At 67.6% G+C, this 7,335-nt stretch carries 7 protein-coding genes; 3 read left to right on the top strand and 4 right to left on the bottom strand.

Features of this window, described 5'->3' with window-relative positions:
* The 3 genes from B3446_RS05520 to B3446_RS05510 form a co-directional block, all read left to right on the top strand.
* The coding region (locus tag B3446_RS05520; protein ID WP_291378192.1) for a Bug family tripartite tricarboxylate transporter substrate binding protein at nt 1-934 on the top strand (934 nt) is incomplete at its 5' end.
* An 18-nt stretch (nt 935-952) separates the two neighbouring features.
* Nucleotides 953-1,861 (top strand): NAD(P)-dependent oxidoreductase, encoded by a 909-nt coding sequence (locus B3446_RS05515; RefSeq protein WP_291378190.1) that lies wholly within the window; start codon nt 953-955, stop codon nt 1,859-1,861.
* An 8-nt stretch (nt 1,862-1,869) separates the two neighbouring features.
* The gene (locus tag B3446_RS05510) at nt 1,870-3,276 is read left to right on the top strand and encodes an MmgE/PrpD family protein (protein ID WP_291378188.1); all 1,407 of its coding nucleotides are present in this window, start codon (nt 1,870-1,872) and stop codon (nt 3,274-3,276) included.
* A gap of 11 nt (nt 3,277-3,287) precedes the next feature.
* Here the strand turns inward: B3446_RS05510 and B3446_RS05505 are convergent, their stop codons facing one another.
* From B3446_RS05505 to B3446_RS05490, 4 genes are all read right to left on the bottom strand, one after another.
* Nucleotides 3,288-4,178, bottom strand: a complete 891-nt coding sequence (locus tag B3446_RS05505) for a LysR substrate-binding domain-containing protein (RefSeq protein ID WP_175183707.1) — start codon at nt 4,176-4,178, stop codon at nt 3,288-3,290.
* Nucleotides 4,179-4,303: 125 nt separating this feature from the next.
* The gene (locus B3446_RS05500; protein WP_291378185.1) at nt 4,304-5,707 is read right to left on the bottom strand and encodes an MmgE/PrpD family protein; all 1,404 of its coding nucleotides are present in this window, start codon (nt 5,705-5,707) and stop codon (nt 4,304-4,306) included.
* 60 nt (nt 5,708-5,767) lie between these two features.
* Nucleotides 5,768-6,571 (bottom strand): N-acyl homoserine lactonase family protein, encoded by an 804-nt coding sequence (locus tag B3446_RS05495; protein WP_291378183.1) that lies wholly within the window; start codon nt 6,569-6,571, stop codon nt 5,768-5,770.
* 21 nt (nt 6,572-6,592) lie between these two features.
* Entirely contained in the window at nt 6,593-7,306 is a 714-nt protein-coding gene (locus tag B3446_RS05490) for an ABC transporter ATP-binding protein (RefSeq protein WP_291378197.1), read from the bottom strand.
* Nucleotides 7,307-7,335: the final 29 nt, after the last annotated feature.

Below are 7,335 nucleotides of genomic sequence, written 5' to 3'. Positions count from 1 at the left end.
TACCGCGCACGCGGCGGCCGCGTGGCCGACGCAGCCGATCCGCATGGTGGTGCCCTTTCCGCCCGGCGGTTCCGTGGACACGGTCGCGCGCACGCTGGGCCAGGCGCTGCAGGAAGCGCTGGGCCAGCCTGTCATCATCGAGAACAAGCCCGGCGCCAGCAGCGTGCTCGGCGCGCGCTACGTGAAACAGGCCGAGCCGGACGGCTACACCCTGCTGCTCAACGCCTCGCTGCAGGTCGCCAACCCGCTGCTGCTGGACACGGTGACCTACGACGCGCTCAAGGACTTCGCGCCGATCACCGAGATTGGCGCGCAGCCTCAGCTTGTGCTGGTCCGCAAGGACAGCCCCTACCAGAGCCTGAAGGACCTGGTGGCGGGCGCGAAAGCCAAGCCCGGCGAGCTGACCTGGGCCATCGCCGCCTACGGCGCAGCCGGCCACCTGGCATGCGAGCTGGTCAACGAGCAGGCCGGTGTGAAGATGGAGGTGATTCCGTACCGCGGCGGCGGGCCGGCGCTGGTTGACCTGATGGGCGGCCAGGTCACGGCGATGACCGAGCCCATGGCATCGGCCTACCCGCACGTCAAGGACGGCAAGCTGCGCGCGCTCGCCGTGACGAGCAGCCAGCGCGTCGCGGCCATTCCGGACATTCCCACCGTGGCCGAGGCCGGATACGCCGGCTTTGACATGCCAAGCTGGTACGGGATCTGGGCGCCGGCCGGTACGCCGCAAGCCGTGATCGACAAGGTTTATGCCGCGACGCAGCAGGCGCTGCAGAACCCCGCGGTCAAGGCCAAGTTCGAGGCGCTGTCCTTCATTCCGGTGGGATCCAGTCCGCAGGAATTCGCGGCCTTCCAGGCCAACGAATACAAGACGTACGAGAAAGTCATCAAGGCCATCAAGGCCCGCGGCGCCAATGCCGCGCCCCGCACCTGAACCACTGGGAGACATCACATGAAGCAGAACGAACCGGAAATCCTGGGTTTCATCGGCCTTGGCGTCATGGGCGGCCCCATGTGCGCAAACCTGTTGAACAAAAGCGGCCGCAAGGTCGTGGCGTACGACTCGGCGCAGCCCGCGGCCGACGAAGCCGCTTCGCACGGCGCCGAACTCGCCGCCAGCGTGGCCCAGGTGGCTGAACAGGCCGACATCGTCTTTCTCTCGCTGCCGGCCATCGACCAGGTCGAGACGGTGTGCGAGGCCATCCTGGCGGCGCCCCGCCGGCCGTCGCTGATCGTCGACATGAGCACCAGCAACGTTTCGCGCACCCGCGCGCTGGCCACGCGGCTGGCGGCGGAAGGCATCGCCTTTCTCGATGCGCCCGTCGCCCGCACCAAGCAGGCGGCCGTCGACGGCAAGCTGTTCATCAGCGTGGGCGGCGCCGAGCAGGATTTTGCGCGGGTCGCGCCCTACCTGAACTGCATGGGTAGCGATGTGCTGCATTGCGGCGAAGCCGGCAGCGGTCAAATCGTCAAGATCCTGAACAACTACATGGTGTTCATGACGGTCAACGCGCTGTCCGAAGCGATCACCATCGGCCGCCAGGCGGGCATGGATGCCGAAAAGCTGTTGTCGCTGCTGTCGCAGGGTTCGGCCGACAGCTTTGTGCTGCGCAACCATGGCATGAAGTCGCTGGCCAGGGACGACTTTCCGGAGAAGACCTTTCCCATGACCTACGCCATCAAGGACTGCTCGCTGGCGCTGGACCTGGCGCGGGAAGGCGGTTTCAGCCCACGCATCGGCGCCTACACGCACGACATGATGTGCCGCGCGCGCGATGCGGGGTTCGCGCAGAACTACCACCCAGCGGTCATCAAGCTGATCGACGGCAGCGTCAAGGCCGATCTGCCCGAGCGCGTCTGAGCCGGCCCATGCTGTCCGACCAGACCCACCCGGCCGCAGGCGCGACGCGCACCTTGGCGGCCTTCGCCAGCGGTCTTCAATACGACGCGATTCCCCCATCGGTCATCGCGCGCATGAAAACCAGCCTGATCGACAGCATCGGTTGCTGCCTGTTCGGCATGTCGCTGCCGTGGACGCGCCATGTGCTCACCATGGCGCTAGAAGACGGCTGTAGGCCTGCCGCCATCGTGTTTGGGGCCGGCGAGCGCACCAGCGCGGGCAATGCGGCGCTGGTCAATGCCACGGCGGGCCACGCCTTCGAGCTGGACGACATCCACAAGGAGTCCATCGTCCACCCCGGCTCGCTGGCGCTGCCGGCCATCGCCGCGCTGGCCGGCCAGGCGGGGCCACGGTCAGGCCGCGACTGGCTTGCCGCCCTGACCGCGGGCTATGAAATCGGCACACGGGTCGGCAACGCCGCGACGATGCAGTTGTTCTTTCGCGGCTTTCACCCGCAAGGCACCTCCGGCTGTTTCGTCGCGGCCGCCGCAGCGGCCCGCATGCTGGAACTGGATGCCGGCCAGACGCTGCACGCGTACGGCATCGCCGGTTCGCAGGCGTCCGGCCTGATGGCCGCGCAGGAAGGCGCCATGGTCAAACGCCTGCACGCCGGCCGCGCCGCGCAAGGCGGGGTGATGGCCGCCCTGCTCGCCCGGCGCGGCTTTACCGGCATCACTAATGTCCTGGAAGCCGACTACGGCGGATTCCTGGCCACCTATTCCGGCGCGCCGGATCCGGTCCGCCTGACCGACGGGCTGGGCGTGAACTGGGAAGCCGGCAAGGTGGGCTACAAGCCCTATGCCTCCGTCACCAGCATCCATGCCGCCCAGGACGCGCTGCGCGCCATCTGTCGCGAAAACCGCCTGACGGCCGACGACATCGCGCGGATCCGCGTCGGCGTCAGCGCCATGACGCACGTGCATTGCGCCTGGCCCTATCGGGCCCAGGGCGTCACGGCGGCGCAGATGAACCTGTTTTTCGGCCTGGCGGTCATCGCCATCGACGACGAGGCCTTTGTTGCGCAGTACCGCGAGGACCGGCTGAACGATCCGCGCCTGCTTGCGCTCATCAGCCGGATGGAAGCTTACGCCGACCCGCAGATCGACGCCATGGGGCCTGCCTTTCGCCACGCCGCGCGCCTGGAAGTCCATACCCGCGGCGGCGCCGCCCTGCGGCGCGACATCCTGCATCGGCGCGGCAGCCCGGAAGACCCGCTATCCCACGAAGACGTCGTCGCCAAATTCCACCTGATCGCCGCCGAAGTCATTGACGAATCCCGCGCGCGGGAAATCGTCAGCAGGGTCGAGGAATTGGATCACCTGCAAGACGCCTCGGCGCTGCTTGCACTGTTGGAAGCGCCGATCCGCGCGCGCTGACCGCGCCGGCCTCAGGCATCCAGCGCCATGCGCTTGGCCAGATGGCCCACCACGCGCCGCGTGAGATCGCTGGCGTGCTTGTCGCTCCAGATCAATTCCATGCATACCTGCCCGGCGCTCTCTGGCAGTTCGCGGAACACGACACCCGCAAACCCCGTGGTCGCGTAAGACGCCGGCGCGATGGATATGCCAAGCCCAAGCCGCACCATCTGGAAAATCGTGAGCGGGCTTCGCGCCATGTGCCGGATGTCAGGGCTGAAGCCGGCCTCGTGGCAGCAGGCGACGATGGCGTCGTAGATGGCGGGACCGTGTTCGCGATGCAACGCGACCATGGGTTCGTCCGACAGCATCGATAGCTGGAAGCCCTCTTTCTGGGCCAGCGGATGCCGGCTCGGCAGCACGGCCACGAGCGGCTCGCGATGGATGAGCTGGCGCCGGACCTCGGTGCGTTCGGGCCGGGCATGCACGACGCCCACGTCCAGCAGGCCCAGCGACACCGCCCTCACCTGTTCGGCCGACACCATGTCCACCAGCGATAGCGTGACGCCCGGAAACTGCGCCGCCACCAGACGCTGGATCACGGAAACCAGGTGGAACAGCGCGGAGGTCGCCACCCCCACCCGCAGCACGCCGGCGTCGTCATTGCCCGCCCGAACGGCCGCATTGACGGCGGTTCGCATCTGGTCCAGGAGGATGCGCGTCTCGCGCAGAAAGGCTTGCCCGGCTGGCGTGAGCCGGACCTCGCGGCGCGTGCGCTGAAAGAGCTGCACGCCCATTTCGTCTTCCAGCGACTTGACGTGCTGCGACAGGGGCGGCTGGGAGATGTTCAGTCTGTCGGCGGCCCGCCGGAAGCTGAGCTCCTCGGCAACCGTCACAAAATAGCGCAGTTGGCGCATGTCCATGGCATGACATCTTCTGGTTGGGCCAACCGACGGGCTGCCCCGGTGGCCGGGAGCCGGCGGCGAACGGCTGGCTAGCATACTGCGGCCAGCCATCCTTGCCCATCCCGCCGATGGCCCCGCCCGTCTCAGCCCAACAGCTTGGTCAGGTCACGCACCGGCGTGGACGGTTCCGCGGACAAGAAGGCGTCCAGGATCAGCGTGGTGCGAACCTGCGGCAGCGTCAGGCCGGCATTGGCCCTGAACTTCTCCACGATGTCGGCTTGCGCCAGCGCGCGGTCGCCGCTGCCCAGGTTGACGGGCACCTCTTCGCGCATCTGCGTGCCGTCATGCAACGTCACCGTCACCGCGCCCGAGAAATACTTCGGAAACGCCGTGACTTCCTGAGCGCGGCACGTGGTGCGCCCGGCCAGAGACAGCAGCGCCGGGTCCGCCAGCCGCGCAGTTGCAAGCTCCTGCAGCGTGAAGCGGCCCAGCGCCAGGCAGGCAGCCACGACGAACTGCACGCTGAATTTGGCGTCGTAATCGCTGCGCGGCCGCGTCTTGATATGCGCCGGCTCGGCAACGATCGGCAGCGTGGCGGCGGGCAGCTCGCATTCCACCGAACGGATACGGCCCGCGTCTTGGATCCGGGCCTGGAGGCGCAGCGCCGCTTCGGCGCAGCCATGGATGAAATGGCACACCGGATAGGGCTTGATCGAGGTCTCCAGCAGCGTCCATTCGTGGCCCAGCGCGCTGATGACCGAATCGGCGTCCACCTGATCGGCGCGCGCCTGCATGTGCGTCTCATACAACCCGAACTGCCCTTCGTACGGCCGGCGCGGACCGAAGAATCCGGCATGCGCCATCTGCGCCGCGGTAATGCCCGCAAACGCGCCCCAACCGGGATGCAGGCGCTTCGTCCACGCGCCATCCTCCAGGAATACCTGCACGCCGGACGCCGTGCTGGCTGCGATGCCCTGGGCCGCGACAAGCTGTTCCTCGGACAGCCCGAGCAGCTTGCCGGCCACCAGCGCCGAACTGAAGTGCGACACCACGCCGGTCGCGTGGTAGCCGCCCTGGTGAAAGCCGCCCTTGACGGACCGGCCCAGGCGTATGGCCGCTTCCATCCCGACAGCATAGGCGGTCAGCAATTCTCCCCAGCGCATGCCGCGGGTCTCCCCCAGCGCCAGCGCCGCGGGCAGGCAGGCCACCGTCGGATGAACGATGGCGCCGGGATGCGTGTCGTCAAAGTCCAGGCCGTGCATCAGGTAGCCGTTGGCCATGGCCGCGTCGCGGGCCTGCAGCGCGGGGCCGCCGCCGATGACCGTGGCCTCGCCCGGCGCGCCGGCCGCGCGTATACCTGCCAGCCCGGGGCCGGAAAAGTCGAACTGATGCGCGGCAATGCCCAGTCCGATCGCGTCGATGATGTGAAGCAGTGATTTTTCGCGCACTGCCGCCGGCATCGATTCCAACGTCAGGCCGCGTGCAAAGCGCGCCAGGCCCAGTGCAAGACTGGAAGACGGGGCGCGCAGATTCGAAGGTGCATGCATGGTGAACAGGGTTCCAAAGTGGGCAACGGCACGCCCGGCGGGGCGCACCAGGCAAAGGGTTCAATCCAGCGGGTTCTCGTGCAGCACGGCGACCGCCACGGGCAGGTCGCCCGCCAGGCGCGGATAGCGCTTGAGCACTTGGGGATCGTGTCCGGGGACAAAATGACTTACCGATCCCGCGAGCTTCAGCAGGCGCTTGTGCCCGGCGAGCATCTGTTCCACATCCACCACGACGGGAAATGGCAGCTTCAGCGTGGCGTTGTCGTAATAATGCGCGGCGTCCGAGGCCAGCACCACCCAACCGCGCACCGTATGCACGCGAACCGCCTGCAGCCCTTTGGTATGGCCGCCGATGCGCAGCAGTTCGATGCCCGGCTGCAGCAGGTCGTCGCCATCGTGGAACTCGACGCGGTCTTCGTACAGCCGGCGCACGAATTCGCAAATGTCCTCGACCGCGAAGGCGCGGCGCAGCACAGGTTGGCACATGCACGGCCCCGTCGCGAACGCCGCTTCGGCCTCTTGCAGGTGGAAGCGCGCATTGGGCAGCTTGTCCAGATTGCCGGCGTGGTCCCAATGCAGGTGCGTCAGGATCACGTCCCGGATCTGTTCAGGCCGCACGCCAAGATGGCGCAGCGCGTCGATGGGGCAGCAGTCCAGCGGCCGTCCGCGTTGCGCCGCGCCGCGCTCGCCAAAGCCGGTGTCGACCAGGATGGCCGTGTCGCCCAGCTTGATCAGCCACACATAGAAGTCCATCTCCACCGTTCCATCGTGCGCGTCGTGCAGGATGAAGTTGTGCGAGGCCGGACGGGTCATGCGCGCGTAGCGCAGCGCATAGACTTCATAGCAGGGTAAGTTGTCGGTCATGGCCGGGCGCCTCCTACGCCCTTATACGCCAAGATAGGCTTGCCTTACGAAATCGTCTTCAAGCAGTTCCTGGCCCGTGCCGGTGCGCACGACTTCGCCGCGCTCCAGCACGTAGGCCCGGTGCGACAGCCGCATGGCAAGCCGGGCGTTCTGCTCGACCAGGACGATGGACAGTCCCGATTCCCGGTTCAGGCGTTCGACGGCCTGGGCGATCTCCGCGATCACTTTGGGCGCGAGCCCCAGCGATGGCTCGTCCAGCAGCAGCAATTTCGGCTGGGCCATGAGCGCCCGCCCGATCGCCACCATCTGCTGCTCGCCGCCCGAGAGCGACCCGGCCATCTGCGCGCGCCGCTCCTGCACGCGCGGAAACAGCCCATAGATCATGTCGAGCGTGCGCCGCCGCGTGGCCGCGCAACGCGTGGTGTAGGCGCCCAGTTCCAGGTTGTCCATGACGGTCATCCGCGGGAACAGGCGCCGGCCCTCGGGCGATAGCGCGATGCCACGCGCCACGCGGCCCGCGGCGGGCATGGCGGCGATGGACTCGCCGTCCCAGCGCAGGTCGCCGCGCGCCAGCGTCTTCAATCCCATCATCGCCTTGAGCGTCGTGGATTTGCCGGCGCCGTTGGATCCCACCAGCGCCACGATTTCGCCGTCCCCGACTTGCAGCGACACGTCGTGCACGGCCTCCAGCTGGCCGTAGCGCACGGCGATGGATTGGGCTTCAAGCATGGGCATAGTCGGGGGCTCCCAGATAGGCTTCGATC

The sequence above is a fragment of the Achromobacter sp. UBA5777 genome (assembly GCF_002418565.1).
In the GTDB taxonomy this organism is placed as follows: domain Bacteria; phylum Pseudomonadota; class Gammaproteobacteria; order Burkholderiales; family Burkholderiaceae_B; genus Achromobacter; species Achromobacter animicus.
This window is presented reverse-complemented; position numbering and strand designations above follow the sequence as displayed.